The following is a 17,500-nucleotide window of genomic DNA, read 5'->3' on the forward strand; positions in this document are numbered from 1 at the left end:
ATGAATTCGTTGATCGACAATCTGTGCACGCAAGGACAAGAGCTCCTTCCGCTGGCTTCGGTTCAGCAAGGTATCTGGCTTGATCAGCTCGCCTATCCGCACCTGCCTTATTACAACATCGGCATGACTCTGGAGATCAAGGGCGACATCGATATTGCGCTGTTCGAGAAAGCCATCCAGATGGTCGTCGACGGCCATGACGCGCTGCGTCTGAGTTTCAGCCACGAAAGGGGCATGGGCGGCCAGCGGGTTCTGTCCAAGGCGCCGTTCACGCTTGAAGTGACCGACTTGCCTGACGTCGACGGCGACGCCGAGCAGGCCATTGCGCATCTGCGCGAGTCCTTCCGCCAACCCTTTGAGTCAATGACCGGACAACTCTGGGAGTCGCGTCTGGTTCGTTGCGGGCCGCAACTCTATTACTGGTTCAATCGCTTGCACCACCTGGTCGCCGACGGCATCGGTGCAGTGCTGATAGCGCACACCGTAAGCGATGCCTACTCAGGCTTGCTGGAAGGCAAGCAAACGCTGGCCGAGGGGCCTTCTTACCTCTCGTTCCTTGAAGAAGACAAGGCCTATATGACGTCTTCTCGCTACGAGCGTGATCGACTGTTCTGGGAGCAGGCCTACGCCCAACTGCCGCCGGTTCTGCTGCAACGCAGAGCAGATTTCAAGGCAGGCGTAACCAACGGCCCAGCCCCCAGTGACCAGGTTCAAGCCATGTTGCCCCGCGCGCTTTACAACGCGCTGACTCAGTTTGCCGGCGAATGCAACCTGTCCGTGGCTCATGTACTGGTCGGAGTGATCAGCACCTATTTCTGCCGCACCGCGGGCGTCGATGAGATCGTTGTCGGCATGCCGGTGCATAACCGTACCAATGCTCGTCAGAAAGCCACCATCGGTATGTTTTCGTCTATCAGCCCGATTCGCGTGGGCTTCGATCCGCATGAAACGCTGGTCGACCTGATGAATAACATCGGCACGCAACTACGTCGCACTTACCGCCACCAGCGTTTCCCGATTGCCGAACTCAATCGCAGCCTGCGGCTGGCGCAAAACGGACGCCACCAGCTGTTCGATGTTTCACTTTCGTTCGAAAGCTTCGATGGTGACGTCACGTTCGGCTGCGAGGACCCGGCACGGGTGCTGATGCTGGACAATGGTTACGAGCAGACGCCCATGGCGATCTTCGTACGCGATTACCATCCCTCTGAAGACATCCACCTGGATTTCAATTTCAACACGGCTTATTTCACCTTAGAGGAAGCGCAGCGCGTACAGCAGCGCATTTTCGCCATGCTTGAAGCAGTGCTGAATCAGCACGACACGCCTTTGGCGCACTTCCCGCTGATGAGCGAAACCGAGCATCAGCAACTGTCAGCTTTCAACGAAACCGCCCTCGCCTATCCCCGCGATGTCGTTATCCACCAACTGATCGAACAACAGGCCGCCCAGCGTCCGGATGCCTGCGCCGTACGCGGCGACAGCGGGCCGTTGCTCACTTACGCCGAACTCAATCAACAGGCCAACCAGCTCGCCCATCGCCTGATAGAGCTGGGTGTGAAGCCGGATACGCGGGTCGCAGTCAGCCTGCGTCGCGGACCGGAAATGGTCGTGGCGCTCTTGGGTATTCTCAAGGCCGGTGGCGCCTACGTGCCGATCGACCCTGACCTGCCCAGCGCCCGCCAGACTTATATGCTCGAGGACAGCTCGCCGCAGGCAGTGCTGACCACTCAGGACCTGAGCGACAACCTGCCGGCCCTGGACCTTCCGGTGCTGGTGCTTGATAGCCACGATGACAGCGCGCAACTGGCCAGGCAGCCGACCGGCAACCCGGATGCCAAGGCCCTGGGCCTGCAGCCGAACCATCTGGCCTACGTGCTCTACACCTCGGGTTCCACCGGGCAGCCCAAAGGCGTGATGAACGAACACCTGGGCGTAGTCAACCGCCTGCTATGGGCCCGCGACGCCTATCAGGTCAACAGTCAGGATCGCGTGCTGCAAAAAACCCCGTTCGGTTTCGACGTGTCGGTCTGGGAGTTTTTCCTGCCACTGCTGGCCGGGGCCGAGCTGGTCATGGCTCGTCCCGGTGGCCATCAGGATCCGGAGTATCTGGCTCAAGTGATGAGTGACGCGGGCATCACCCTGCTGCACTTTGTACCTTCGATGCTCGATGTGTTTCTGGAACACCGCTCAACCCGCGACTTCCCGCAACTGCGCCGCGTGCTGTGCAGTGGCGAGGCCTTGGCGCGTGCGTTGCAGCGCCGCTTCGAGCAACAGCTCAAGGGCGTTGAACTGCATAACCTGTATGGCCCGACCGAAGCGGCCATCGACGTTACTGCCTGGGAATGCCGTCCGACGGATCCGGGCGAAAGCGTGCCTATTGGCCGCCCGATTGCCAATATTCAGATGCACGTACTCGATGCCTTGGGCCAGTTGCAACCGCTGGGCGTGGCGGGCGAGCTGCACATTGGCGGCATCGGCGTGGCGCGGGGTTACCTGAACCAGCCGCAGCTGAGTGCCGAGCGTTTCATCGCCGATCCGTTTTCCGAAGACCCGCAGGCACGCCTGTACAAAACCGGCGATGTGGGTCGCTGGCTGGCCAATGGCGCGCTGGAGTACCTGGGCCGCAATGACTTTCAGGTGAAGATCCGCGGTTTGCGTATCGAAATCGGCGAAATCGAGGCCACCCTGGCCAAACACCCGGCGGTCCATGAAGCGGTGGTCACCGCTCGCGAAGACATACCCGGCGACCAACGTCTGGTGGCTTACTACACGCAGTCTGCCGAGCACACTGCTGTCGATATCGAAACCTTGCGCGGTCACCTGCAGCAACAGTTGCCGGAATACATGGTTCCGGCCATTTATGTACTGCTTGAGGCGATGCCACTGACGCCGAATGGCAAGCTCGATCGCAAGGCGCTGCCAGCACCGGATGCACAGGCGCTTATCAGCCGTGGTTACGAAGCGCCGCAAGGCGAAGTGGAAACCCTGCTGGCGTCGATCTGGGCCGACGTGCTCAAGGTTGAACAGGTGGGTCGCCATGACCATTTCTTCGAACTGGGTGGCCACTCACTGCTGGCGGTGAAATTGATCGAACGCATGCGCCAGGTCGGCCTGAGTGCCAATGTGCATGTGCTGTTCGGCCAGCCAACCGTGGCGGCACTGGCGGCAGCTGCCGGTGGTGGCTCGGAAGTCGTGGTGCCGGCCAATCTTATTCCCGAACGTTGCGACCGTATCACCCCGCAGATGTTGCCGCTGATCAACCTCTCTCAGGCGCAGATCGACCACGTGGTGAAGGACATGCCCGGTGGTGTTGCCAACGTGCAGGACATCTACCCGCTGGCACCGTTGCAGGCGGGGATTCTTTACCACCATATCAGTGCCGAACAGGGCGACCCCTACACCCTGAAAGCACTGTTCGCGCTATCTGACCGGGCGCGACTGGACGATTTCAGCGGTGCTTTGCAAGGTGTGATAAACCGCCACGATATCCTGCGCACCGCGGTGCTGTGGGAGGATCTCGATGAACCTGTGCAAGTCGTGCTGCGTCAAGCTGAACTGCAAGTCATCGAGTTGTTCCTCGACCCTGCAGACGGCCCGGTTGACGAGCAATTACACCAGCGCTTCGACCGCCGGCATTACCGCCTCGATGTGCGTAACGCGCCATTGATGCGCATTGTCTTTAGCCATGACCCGGTCAACGACCGCTGGCTGGCGATGCTGCTGTCCCATCACCTGGTCAGCGACGCCACTTCCCTGTCCGTGGTACTGCATGAAATTCAGGCGCATCTGCTCGGTCAGGGCAATGACCTGGGTGAGACAGTGCCATATCGCAACTATGTCGCCCAGGCTCGCCTGGGTGTCAGCGAGGCACAGCACGAAGCGTTCTTCCGCGACATGCTCGGCGACATCGACGAGCCGACGCTGCCGTTCGGTTTGCAGGATGTGCAGGATGTGCAGGACCGTGGCCGCAACCTCGAAGAGGCCAGCGTGACCCTGGCGGCCGAACTGAACCTGCGTTTGCGGGCTCAGGCTCGACAGGCAGGCGTCAGCGTCGCGAGCCTGATGCATTTGGCCTGGGCGCGGGTGCTGGGCAATGTCTCGGCCTGCGAACAGGTGGTGTTCGGCACGGTACTGCTGGGCCGGATGCAGGCCGGTGATGGCGCCGACCGTGCGTTGGGCATGTTTATCAACACCTTGCCGCTGCGCGTCGATATCGGCGCGACGACAGTGGCCGACGGATTGAAGGCAACCCACGAGCGGTTGACGGCTTTGCTGGGGCATGAGCATGCTCCGCTGGTGCTCGCCCAGCGTTGCAGCGGCGTGGCCGCTCCGACGCCGCTATTCAGTGCATTGCTCAACTACCGGCACGATGCTGTGAGCGATGTTTCAGCAGAAGCTGCCAGCGCCTGGGGTGGGATCGAGTCCTTCGGCACCGAAGACCATACCAACTACCCGTTGACCCTGAATGTCGATGACCTGGGCGATGCTTTTACGCTCACCGTTCAGGCCGTCCAGCAAATCAATGCCCAGCGCATCGGCGAGTACATGCAGGTTGCACTGCGCAGCCTGGTGCAAGCGCTGGAACACACGCCGCAAGCAGCGCTGAACAGCCTGCCGATATTGCCGGACGATGAGCGCGAGCTATTACTGGCGGGGTTTAATGACACTGCCCACCCTTATCCGCGCGACGTACTGATCCACCAATTGATCGAACAACAGGCCGCCCAGCGTCCGGATGCCTGCGCCGTACGCGGCGACAGCGGGCCGTTGCTCACTTACGCCGAACTCAACCAACAGGCCAACCAGCTCGCCCATCGCCTTATAGAGCTGGGTGTGAAGCCGGATACGCGGGTCGCGGTCAGCCTGCGTCGCGGCGCGGAAATGGTCGTGGCGCTCTTGGGTACCCTCAAGGCCGGTGGCGCCTACGTGCCGATCGACCCTGACCTGCCTAGCGCCCGCCAGACTTATATGCTCGAGGACAGCTCGCCGCAGGCGGTGCTGACCACTCAGGACCTGAGCGACAACCTGCCGGCTCTGGACCTTCCGGTGCTGGTGCTCGATGACCGCGATGACAGCGCGCAACTGACCAGGCAGCCGACCGGCAACCCGGATGCCAAGGCCCTGGGCCTGCAGCCGAATCACCTGGCCTACGTGCTGTACACCTCGGGTTCTACCGGCACGCCCAAAGGCGTGATGAACGAACACCTGGGCGTGGTCAACCGCCTGCTCTGGGCCCGCGATGCCTATCAGGTCAACAGTCAGGATCGCGTGCTGCAAAAGACCCCGTTCGGTTTCGACGTGTCTGTGTGGGAGTTTTTCCTGCCACTGCTGGCCGGTGCCGAGCTGGTCATGGCCCGTCCCGGTGGCCATCAGGATCCTGACTACCTGGCGCAGATAATGAGTGACGCGGGCATTACCCTGCTGCACTTTGTGCCCTCGATGCTCGATGTGTTTCTGGAACACCGCTCGACCCGCGACTTCCCGCAACTGCGCCGCGTGCTGTGCAGCGGCGAGGCCTTGCCGCGTGCGTTGCAGCGCCGCTTCGAGCAACACCTGAAGGGCGTTGAACTGCACAACCTCTACGGCCCGACCGAAGCGGCCATCGACGTTACCGCCTGGGAATGCCGTCCGACGGATCCGGGCGACAGCGTGCCCATCGGCCGTCCGATTGCCAACATTCAGATGCACGTACTCGATGCCTTGGGCCAGCTGCAACCAATGGGCGTGGCCGGTGAACTGCACATCGGCGGTATCGGCGTGGCGCGGGGTTACCTGAACCAGCCACAGCTGAGTGCCGAGCGTTTCATCGCCGACCCGTTTTCCAGCGACCCACAGGCACGCCTGTACAAAACCGGCGACATGGGTCGCTGGCTGGCCAATGGCGCGCTGGAATACCTGGGCCGCAACGACTTTCAGGTCAAGATCCGTGGCTTGCGTATCGAAATCGGCGAAATCGAGGCCGCGCTGGCCAAACACCCGGCAGTCCATGAGGCGGTAGTCACTGCTCGTGAAGATGTACCGGGCGATAAACGCCTGGTGGCTTATTACACCCTGATCGCAGAGCATGCTTCGGTAGACATCGACAGCCTGCGCGGTTGGCTGCAGGAACAACTGCCGGCCTACATGATCCCGATGGCCTATGTGCTGCTCGACTCAATGCCGCTGACGCCGAACGGCAAGCTGGATCGCAAGGCGCTGCCGGCACCGGACGGTGATGCGCTGATCAGCCGTGGCTACGAAGCGCCACAAGGCGAAATCGAGGAGGTGATCGCGGTTATCTGGCAAGACCTGCTGGGCGTCGAGCAGGTCGGGCGCCACGACCATTTCTTCGAACTCGGTGGCCACTCACTGCTGGCCGTCTCTCTGATCGACCGGCTGCGCAAGCAGGGGTTGAATCTCAACGTAAATACCGTATTCACTGCGCCCAGCGTGCGTGAAATGGCCCTGGCCATCAGCCAGGACAAACAAGTCCTGTTCCAGGCTCCGGCTAACCGCATCCCGGCCGACTGCACGCAATTGACGCCAGACATGCTGCCGTTGGTGAAACTAAGCGTCGATGAGATTGAGCTGATCACCTCCGCCGTTCCCGGTGGAGCCGCCAATGTTCAGGACATCTACCCGCTGATACCGCTTCAGGAAGGCATCCTGTTCCATTACCTGCTCAATCGTGAACGCGACGCCTATCTGGTGCGCTCGACGATCGAGTTCGACAACCGTGCGCGTCTTGACGCCTTTCTTGAGGCGCTGCAGACGGTTATCGACCGCCATGATGTCCTGCGCAGTTCGGTGCATTGGGTCGGCCTGCCGCAAGCGGTGCAAGTGGTGCACCGCCAGGCGCAATTGCCGGTCCATACCCTCACCCTGACGCCGGATGAAGACGCACTCAGCCAGGTGAATCGTCTAAGTGATCCAGGTCGTCTGCGCATGGACCTGCAACAGGCACCGCTACTACTGGCCTACATTGCTGGTGACCCGAACTCGGATCGTTGGCTACTGGCGCTGATTGATCACCACATGATCAGCGACCACGTCACTCTGGAACTCATACTCGAAGAAATTCGCCTGCTGATGCGAGGCAAGAGCGCAGACCTGCTGCCAGCGCAGCCTTATCGGGAGTTTGTCGCACAGACCCTCGCCAGCCCTTCAAGTGCCCACGAAGCCTATTTTGCACGCCGTCTGGCGGATGTTGATTCACCCACCGCTCCGTTCGAACTGCTGGAAGTTCAGGGCGACGGCAATGACGTCATAGAGGCCGAACTGGCATTGAACGGTGAACTCTGCGCACGTATCCGGACTCAGGCCCGGGAGCGCGGTATGTCCCCGGCGGTTCTGTTCCATGTCGCCTGGGCGCAGGTGCTGGCCCGTTGTACCGGTCGCGATGATGTGGTGTTCGGTACGGTGGTCACCGGCCGCCTGCAAGGTACGGTCGGCGCCGAGCGGGCCATGGGCATGTTCATGAACACCTTGCCGGTTCGCGTGCAACTGGCCACGCAAGGCGCCCAGGAACTGGTCATGGCCACCCACCGTGATCTCAGCGAGTTACTGAGCCACGAGCAGGCATCATTGGCCCTGGCCCAGCGTTGCAGTAGCGTGGCCACGGGGGCGCCATTGTTCTCCAGCCTGCTCAACTACCGGCACCAGAGCCAGGACAGCCAGTTGCAATGGCCGGGCCTGCGCCTGCTCGACAGCTCCGAGCGCACAAACTACCCGTTGTGCTTGTCGGTCAATGATTACGGCAGTGACCTGGGCCTGTTGATACACAGCGTGCAACCTGCGGATCCGCAACGCCTGTGCGCCATGATGCAGTGCGCGCTGGAGCAATTGACCGACGCGCTGGCGCACACACCACAGATGGACGTTACTCAGCTGGATGTGCTGCCCGCCGCCGAGCGCAACCTGCTGCTGGAGACCTTCAACCAGACCCGCCAGGACTACCCGACGGAGCTGTGCATTCAGCACCTGTTTGAAGCCCAGGTACGCACGCAACGCGGTGCCATCGCCGTGGCGTTCCAGGGGCAGCGCTTGAGCTATGCCGAACTAAACCGTCAGGCCAACCGTCTGGCTCATCACCTGATCGGCCTGGGCATCGGCCCTGATGATCGCGTGGCGCTCTGCGTCGAGCGCGGTGTGGAAATGATGGTCGGCCTGCTCGGTGTGCTCAAGGCCGGTGCTGCTTATGTACCTCTTGACCCGGCCTACCCGGCCGAGCGCCTGGCCTACATGATCGAGGACAGTACGCCGTCGGCGTTGCTGACACAGCGTCACTTGCAGGAATATCTGCCGACCCTCACCTTGCCACTGGTGCTGCTCGACGATGATCAGCGCAAAACCTTTACCGAGCGTGACGACAACCCGGTCGTACCGACCCTCGGCGTGCGCAACCTGGCGTATGTGATCTACACCTCCGGTTCCACCGGCAATCCCAAGGGCGTGATGATCGAACACCGCGGTCTGGTCAACTACAGCGTCGATGCGGCACGACTGTTTGGCCTGTCCCAGAGCGACACGGTGCTGCAACAAAACACCCTGAACTTCGACCTCTCGGTGGAAGAAATCTTCCCGGCACTCTTGGCCGGGGCCACCCTGACGCCAAGCCGCGAGATCTTCGGCAGCGAAGGGACTGAAGATTACGGCATTCATCCGACCGTCCTGCACCTGACCACTGCGCACTGGCATACGCTGGTGGCCGAATGGCACAAACAGCCGCAGGTCGCTGAGCAACGTCTGCAGCATGTGCGTCTGATCAACGTGACTGGCGATGCGCTGTCGGCACAGAAGCTCAAACTCTGGGACGAGATGCGCCCGGCGCACACGCGTCTGATCAATACTTATGGGCCAACCGAAGCGACGGTGTCCTGCACTGCGGCCTACGTCAGCCACGACGCTGCGGCCGGCAGCGAAGGCAGTGGTAATGCGACCATCGGCAAACCGATGGCCAACACGCGTATCTACCTGCTTGACGCTCACCAGCAGCCAGTGCCGTATGGCGTGGCCGGTGAAATCTACATTGGCGGCGACGGCGTGGCACGCGGTTATCTGAACCTTGAAGAGGTCAACGCCGAGCGCTTCCTCGCGGATCCTTTCAGCAACAGCCCTGATGCCAGGATGTACAAAACCGGCGATCTGGCGCGCTACATGGTCGACGGCCGTATCGAGTACCTGGGTCGTAACGACTTCCAGGTCAAGGTTCGCGGCTTCCGCATCGAACTGGGCGAAATCGAAGCCCGCCTGGGTAATTGCAAAGGGGTCAAGGAAGCGGTGGTGGTCGCTCGGGAAGATAATCCGGGAGACAAGCGCCTGGTGGCCTATGTGGTTGCCCAGCCGCAAAGCCAGCTTACAGCCGCTGAACTGCGTGCCGAAGTGGCACCGCAACTGGCCGAGTACATGCTGCCAAGCGCGTTCGTGCTGCTTGATGAACTGCCGTTGACGCCGAATCGCAAGCTGGATCGCAATGCCTTGCCAGCCCCGGACGTTGATGCGCTGATCAGCCGTGGCTACGAAGCACCGCAAGGCGAAACCGAAACGCAGATTGTGGCTATCTGGCAAGACCTGCTGGGCGTCGAGCAGGTCGGGCGTCACGACCATTTCTTCGAACTCGGTGGCCACTCACTGCTGGCCGTCTCTCTGATCGAGCGTCTGCGCAAGCAGGGGTTGAATCTCAACGTAAAGACTGTATTCACTGCGCCCAGCGTGCGTGAAATGGCCCTGGCCATCAGCCAGGACAAACACGTTCTGTTCCAGGTACCCGCCAACCGCATTCCGGCTCATTGCACGCAATTGACGCCAGACATGTTGCCGCTGGTGGAACTGAGCGGCGCTCAGATTGAACTGATCACCTCCGCCGTTCCCGGCGGCGCCGCCAATATCCAGGACATCTACCCGCTGGCACCGCTTCAGGACGGCATCCTGTTCCATTACCTGCTGAATCGTGAGCGCGATGCCTACTTGATGCGCTCGATGATCGAGTTCGACAGCCGTGCGCGTCTTGACGCCTTTCTTGAGGGCCTGCAAACGGTAATCGACCGCCATGACATCCTGCGCAGCTCGGTGCATTGGATCGGCCTGCCGCAAGCGGTGCAAGTGGTGCACCGCCAGGCGCAATTGCCGGTCCATACCCTCACCCTGACGCCGGATGAAGACGCACTCAGTCAGCTGGATCGTCTGAGTGATCCAGGTCGTATGCGCCTGGACCTGCGACAGGCACCGCTACTACTGGCCTACATCGCTGGCGACCCGAACTCGGAACGTTGGTTACTGGCGCTGATTGATCACCACATGATCAGCGACCACGTCACCGTGGAACTCATACTCGAAGAAATTCGCCTGCTGATGCGAGGCCAGAGCGCAGACCTGCTGCCAGCGCAGCCTTATCGGGATTTTGTCGCACAGACCCTCGCCAGCCCTTCAAGTGCCCACGAAGCCTATTTTGCACGCCGTCTGGCGGATGTTGATTCACCCACCGCTCCGTTCGAACTGCTGGAAGTTCAGGGCGACGGCAATGACGTCATAGAGGCCGAACTGGCATTGAACGGTGAACTCTGCGCACGTATCCGGACTCAGGCCCGGGAGCGCGGTATGTCCCCGGCGGTTCTGTTCCATGTCGCCTGGGCGCAGGTGCTGGCCCGTTGTACCGGTCGCGATGATGTGGTGTTCGGTACGGTGGTCACCGGCCGCCTGCAAGGTACGGTCGGCGCCGAGCGGGCCATGGGCATGTTCATGAACACCTTGCCGGTTCGCGTGCAACTGGCCACGCAAGGCGCCCAGGAACTGGTCATGGCCACCCACCGTGATCTCAGCGAGTTACTGAGCCACGAGCAGGCATCATTGGCCCTGGCCCAGCGTTGCAGTAGCGTGGCCACGGGGGCGCCATTGTTCTCCAGCCTGCTCAACTACCGGCACCAGAGCCAGGACAGCCGGTTGCAATGGCCGGGAATGCGCCTGCTTGACGGCACCGAGCGGACCAACTATCCGCTGTGCTTGTCGGTCAACGATTACGGCAGTGAGCTCGACCTGATAATACACAGCATGCAACCTGCGGATCCGCAACGCCTGTGCGCCATGATGCAGTGCGCGCTGGAGCAATTGACCGACGCGCTGGCGCACACACCACAGATGGACGTTACTCAGCTGGATGTGCTGCCCGCCGCCGAGCGCAACCTGCTGCTGGAGACCTTCAACCAGACCCGCCAGGACTACCCGACGGAGCTGTGCATTCAGCACCTGTTTGAAGCCCAGGTACGCACGCAACGCGGTGCCATCGCCGTGGCGTTCCAGGGGCAGCGCTTGAGCTATGCCGAACTAAACCGTCAGGCCAACCGTCTGGCTCATCACCTGATCGGCCTGGGCATCGGCCCTGATGATCGCGTGGCGCTCTGCGTCGAGCGCGGTGTGGAAATGATGGTCGGCCTGCTCGGTGTGCTCAAGGCCGGTGCTGCTTATGTACCTCTTGACCCGGCCTACCCGGCCGAGCGCCTGGCCTACATGATCGAGGACAGTACGCCGTCGGCGTTGCTGACACAGCGTCACTTGCAGGAATATCTGCCGACCCTCACCTTGCCACTGGTGCTGCTCGACGATGATCAGCGCAAAACCTTTACCGAGCGTGACGACAACCCGGTCGTACCGACCCTCGGCGTGCGCAACCTGGCGTATGTGATCTACACCTCCGGTTCCACCGGCAATCCCAAGGGCGTGATGATCGAACACCGCGGTCTGGTCAACTACAGCGTCGATGCGGCACGACTGTTTGGCCTGTCCCAGAGCGACACGGTGCTGCAACAAAACACCCTGAACTTCGACCTCTCGGTGGAAGAAATCTTCCCGGCACTCTTGGCCGGGGCCACCCTGACGCCAAGCCGCGAGATCTTCGGCAGCGAAGGGACTGAAGATTACGGTTTTCATCCGACCGTCCTGCACCTGACCACTGCGCACTGGCATACGCTGGTGGCCGAATGGCACAAACAGCCGCAGATCGCTGAGCAACGTCTGCAGCATGTGCGTCTGATCAACGTGACTGGCGATGCGCTGTCGGCACAGAAGCTCAAACTCTGGGACGAGATGCGCCCGGCGCACACGCGTCTGATCAATACTTATGGGCCAACCGAAGCGACGGTGTCCTGCACTGCGGCCTACGTCAGCCACGACGCTGCGGCCGGCAGCGAAGGCAGTGGTAATGCGACCATCGGCAAACCGATGGCCAACACGCGCATCTACCTGCTTGATGCCCACCAGCAGCCGGTGCCATACGGCGTGGCCGGTGAAATCTACATTGGCGGCGACGGCGTGGCACGCGGTTACCTGAACCTTGAAGAGGTCAACGCCGAGCGCTTCCTCGCGGATCCTTTCAGCAACAGCCCTGATGCCAGGATGTACAAAACCGGCGATCTGGCGCGCTACATGGTCGACGGCCGTATCGAGTACCTGGGTCGTAACGACTTCCAGGTCAAGGTTCGCGGCTTCCGTATCGAGCTGGGCGAAATCGAAGCCCGCCTGGGTAATTGCAAAGGGGTCAAGGAAGCGGTGGTGGTCGCTCGGGAAGATAATCCGGGAGACAAGCGCCTGGTGGCCTATGTGGTTGCCCAGCCGCAAAGCCAGCTTACAGCCGCTGAACTGCGTGCCGAACTGGCACCGCAACTGGCCGAGTACATGCTGCCGAGCGCGTTCGTGCTGCTTGATGAACTGCCGTTGACGCCGAACCGCAAGCTTGACCGCAAGGCCTTGCCGGTTCCGGCGGACGATGCTTTTGCCAGTCGCGAACACGTGGAGCCGCAAGGTGCTACCGAGATTGCGCTGGCGCAGATCTGGCAAAACCTGCTCGATCTGGAACAGGTGGGCCGTCATGACCAGTTCTTCGAACTGGGCGGCCACTCCTTGCTGGCGATGCGCCTGATTTCCCAGGTGCGCCATCAATTGGGCGTCGAACTTGGTCTGGCCGCGCTGTTCGCCCATCCCGAACTGAGTACCCTGGCCGCGGCCATCGCTCAGGCCGGACGCAGCGACTTGCCGGACATCGTGCCGGTGGCACGCGATCAGGCGTGGCCGTTGTCATTCGGCCAGCAACGTCTGTGGTTTCTCGCCCAGATGGAAGGCGCCAGCGCGGCCTACCACATACCTGCCGGCCTGAGCCTGCATGGCAAACTGGATCTAAAGGCATTGCAACGGGCGTTGGAGCGTATCGTGGCGCGCCACGAAGGTTTACGCACCACGTTCATGCAGGGCGATGACGGACAGCCGGTGCAACGCATCAGCCCGGCGGACACCGGTTTCAACCTGCAAGTGCACGACCTGCAAGGGTTGGCGGATGCCGAGAAAAAACTTCAGGCACTGGCCAGCGAAGAGTCGCTGCAAAGCTTCGATCTGCAACAGGGCCCGTTGATTCGTGGCCGCCTGATTCGTATGGCCGAGGACCATCACGTATTGTTGCTGACCCTGCACCATATCGTTTCCGATGGCTGGTCGGTTGGTGTGCTGACCCGCGAATTGTCCGCGCTGTATGCGGCATTCAGTCAGGACCAGGACGACCCGCTGGCGCCGCTGGACCTGCAATACCTGGACTACGCGGTGTGGCAACGTCGCTGGCTGAGTGGCGATCTGCTGCAACAGCAAAGCAATTTCTGGCAGCAAACCCTGGCAGATGCTCCGGCGTTGTTGATGTTGCCCACCGACCGTGCGCGTCCGGCGCTGCAGGACTATGCCGGTGCAGCACTGCCCGTCGTTTTCGACAAAGACCTTACCCGAGGTCTCAAGGCATTGAGCCAACGCCGCGGCAGCACCCTGTTCATGACGGTCATGGCCGCGTGGGCCGGCCTGCTGGGACGCCTGGCGGGTCAGGACGATGTGGTCATTGGTACGCCTGTGGCCAATCGTACACGCAGTGAAGTCGAAGGGCTGGTGGGTCTGTTCGTCAACACCCTGGCCATCCGCGTTGACCTCAGTGACAAGCCTACGGCAGAGACGCTGCTGGCGCGGGTCAAGCAGCAGACTCTCGATGCCCAGGCGCATCAGGACTTGCCGTTCGAACAAGTCGTGGAAGTCATCAATCCGCTACGCAGTCTGTCCCACAGCCCGATTTTTCAGGCCATGCTGTCGTGGGAGAATAACGAGGCGTCTGATCTGACGCTCGGCGACATGACTCTGAAAAGCATCGAATTGGCCGCTGATACGGCCCAATTCGACCTGACGCTGGACATGGCCGAGGTGGATGAGCAACTGGTCGGCACGCTGGAGTACGCCACCGCGTTGTTCGACGAGAGCACCATGCGGCGCTATCTGGGCTACTTCCAGCGTGTGCTGGAGGCCATGGTCGCTGACGACCAACAGGTGCTGGAGCACGTTAACTTGCTGGGTGTGGACGAACGTGAACATCTACTGGTGGGCCTCAACGCAACAGAGGCGCCCTACCCGCAGGACTTCACGATTCATCAACTGTTCGAAGAAAGGGTTCAGGCACAGCCCAACGCCATCGCCTTGGCTTTCGAGGCGCAGCGCTTGAGCTATGCGGAATTGAACCGTCAGGCAAACCGTCTCGCTCACCATCTGATCAGCCTCGGCATCAAACCGGATGATCGGGTGGCGATCTGCGTAGAGCGTGGCGTGGAAATGCTGATCGGCGTGCTCGGTGTGCTCAAGGCCGGTGCTGCTTATTTGCCACTGGACCGGGCCTACCCTGCCGAGCGCCTGGCCTACATGATCGAAGACAGTGCGCCGTCGGCACTGCTGACCCAGCGTGATGTACAGGCGCATCTGCCGACGCTGGACTTGCCACTGGTGCTGCTCGATGAAGATCAACGCGACACCTTCAACGAGCGTGACGATAACCCGGTGGTGGAAAACTTCGGTGCGCACAATCTGGCGTATGTGATCTACACCTCGGGCTCAACCGGCGTGCCGAAAGGCGTAATGGTCGAGCATCGCGGATTGCTCGCCGTCAGCGCGGCGTGGGAGAAATTGTATGCGTTACACGCGCCACTCAATCATCTGCAGATGGCCGGGTTTTCCTTCGATGTGTTCAGCGCCGACCTGATCCGCTCACTGGGTTTCGGCGGCACACTGGTGCTGTGCCCACGCGAGACCTTGATGGACCCTCCTGCGCTTTACCGCCTGTTGAGCGAAGAGTCGATCGGTTTTGCGGATTTCGTGCCTGCCGTGCTCAACGCGTTGCTGGGCTGGGTGGAAGAGACGGGTCACGACCTGTCGTTCATGCGCACCGTGGTCTGTGGTTCGGATATCTGGACCGCGCACAGCGCCCGGCAACTGCGCAAGCTTTGTGGCGATCACGTGCAGATCGTCCAGGCCTACGGTGTCACTGAGGCCAGCATCGACAGCACCTGTTTCGAGTTCGAGGCAAACAGCCAGGTCGACGGGGTGTTGCCGATTGGCCGCGCGTTGGCCAACACGCGGATTTATCTGCTCGATGAGCTTGGCCAACCGGTTCCGCCGGGTGTCGCGGGCGAGCTGTATATCGGCGGCGCAGGTATTGCACGCGGTTATCTGAATTTGCCGCAACTCACCGCCGAACGCTTCATGGACAGCCCCTTCGTGGCGGGCGAACGGCTGTATCGCAGCGGCGATATGGCTCGCTATCGGGCTGATGGCAATATCGAATTCCTCGGCCGCAACGACTCCCAGGCCAAGCAGCGCGGGCTGCGTCTGGAGCTGGGCGAAATCGAAGCACGCCTGGCCGAGGTTGCGGGCGTGCGCGAAAGCCTGGTCGTGATTCGCGAGGACAGCGGCGGCACGCCGAAACTGATCGCGTATTTTGTGGAATATGCCACTCGCGAAGAGTCTGGCCCTACCCTGACCCCGCGCGCGCTGCGCCAGCAGCTGCAACTCAACCTGCCGGAATACATGATCCCGGCAGCGTTCGTGCGCATGGCCGCATTGCCGCTGAGCGCCAACGGCAAACTGGATCGCAGAGCATTGCCCGAGCCGGATGCCGACGCTTTCGATCAGCAGGATTTCGAAGCAGCCGATGGCCCGCTGGAGACGGCAATCGCCGCAATCTGGGCCGATATGCTGGGCGTCGCACAGGTCGGCCGCAATGATGACTTTTTCGCGCTCGGCGGTCATTCATTGCTGGTCATGCGCGTGCTGGCTCAGGTCCGTCAGCAGTTGAATCTGGAGGTTTCACCGTCGGCGTTTTTCGCGGCACCGGTGCTGCGACAGTTCGCTGAGCTGCTTGCCAATACGCAGGGCAACGCTCGCCTGGTGATTACGCCTGCACAACGTTCGGGTGCGTTACCGCTGTCGTTTGCCCAGCAGCGCCTGTGGTTCCTTGCGCAACTGGAAGGTGGCAGCGCCGCTTACCATATTCCGGCGGGACTGCGTATGCGTGGCAGCCTTGATCAGGCGTCGCTGCAACGCGCGCTGGACCGTATCGTGGCCCGCCATGAGGCACTGCGCACGACCTTTGTACAAGAGCAGGGACAGCCTGCAGAGCAGCGTATCTCTGCCGCTGAAACAGGTTTCAGACTGCAACTGCAGGTACTGGCTGGGCAGAACGATGCAGAAGACACGCTGCTTGCCATCGCAGCACAAGAGGCCAGCGAGCACTTCGACCTCGTCAATGGACCGCTGGTGCGCGGGCGTCTGGTGCGCATGGCCGATGACGACCATGTGTTGCTGGTGACCATGCACCACATCGTCTCCGATGGCTGGTCAACCGGGGTGTTGAACCGCGAGCTGGGCGCCCTCTATGCAGCCTTCAGTCAGGGGGCGGAGGATCCATTGCCGGCCTTGCCAGTGCAATACGTCGACTACGCACTGTGGCAACGTGAATGGTTGAGTGGTGACGTGCTGCAACAACAGCGTCAGTACTGGCAGCAAGCCCTGGCCGGTGCACCAGCCTTGCTGACCCTGCCGACCGATCGGCCACGTCCGGCGCAACAGGACTACAGCGGGCGGACGATGGAACTGGTGCTCGATACACACTTGACCCATGGCCTCAAGGCATTGAGCCAACGCCATGGCAGCAGCCTGTTCATGACCGTCATGGGCGCCTGGGCCGCGCTGTTGGGACGGCTGTCCGGTCAGGACGACGTGGTGATCGGTACGCCGGTGGCCAACCGTATGAGCGCCGAGGTGGAGAACCTGATCGGCTTCTTCGTCAACACCCTCGCTGTGCGGGTCGACCTTTCGGGCGCCCCGAGCGTCGAAACGCTGCTGCAGCAAGTCAAACGGCAGACTCTGGCTGCCCAGGCAAATCAGGACCTGCCGTTCGAACAAGTGGTCGAAGTGGTTCGACCACAACGCAGCCTGTCTCACAGCCCGATTTTTCAGGCAATGCTGTCATGGCAAAACAACGAGGACGCCGCTCTGCTGCTCGGCGACATGACCCTGCAAGGCGTCGCAGTGGCCGGTGATACGGCAAAATTCGACCTGGCGCTGGACATCGGCGAGGTGGACGGGCAACTGATCGGCACGCTGGAGTACGCCACCGCGCTGTTCGACGAAAGCACCATGCGTCGTTATCGAGGCTACTTCCTGCGTTTGTTGGAGG

General features: G+C 61.3%; 1 protein-coding gene (running past one end of the window). It reads left to right on the forward strand.

Features of this window, described 5'->3' with window-relative positions:
* Positions 1–17,500 carry the 5' portion of a syringomycin E biosynthesis non-ribosomal peptide synthetase SyrE gene (gene syrE / locus JOE34_RS18665; protein WP_209996425.1) on the forward strand. It continues 10,865 nt past the right edge of the window, so only the first 17,500 of its 28,365 coding nucleotides appear in the window; its start codon is at positions 1–3; its stop codon lies beyond the right edge, outside the window.

This window comes from Pseudomonas sp. PvP028, from assembly GCF_017832255.1.
GTDB classification, from domain to species: domain Bacteria; phylum Pseudomonadota; class Gammaproteobacteria; order Pseudomonadales; family Pseudomonadaceae; genus Aquipseudomonas; species Aquipseudomonas syringae.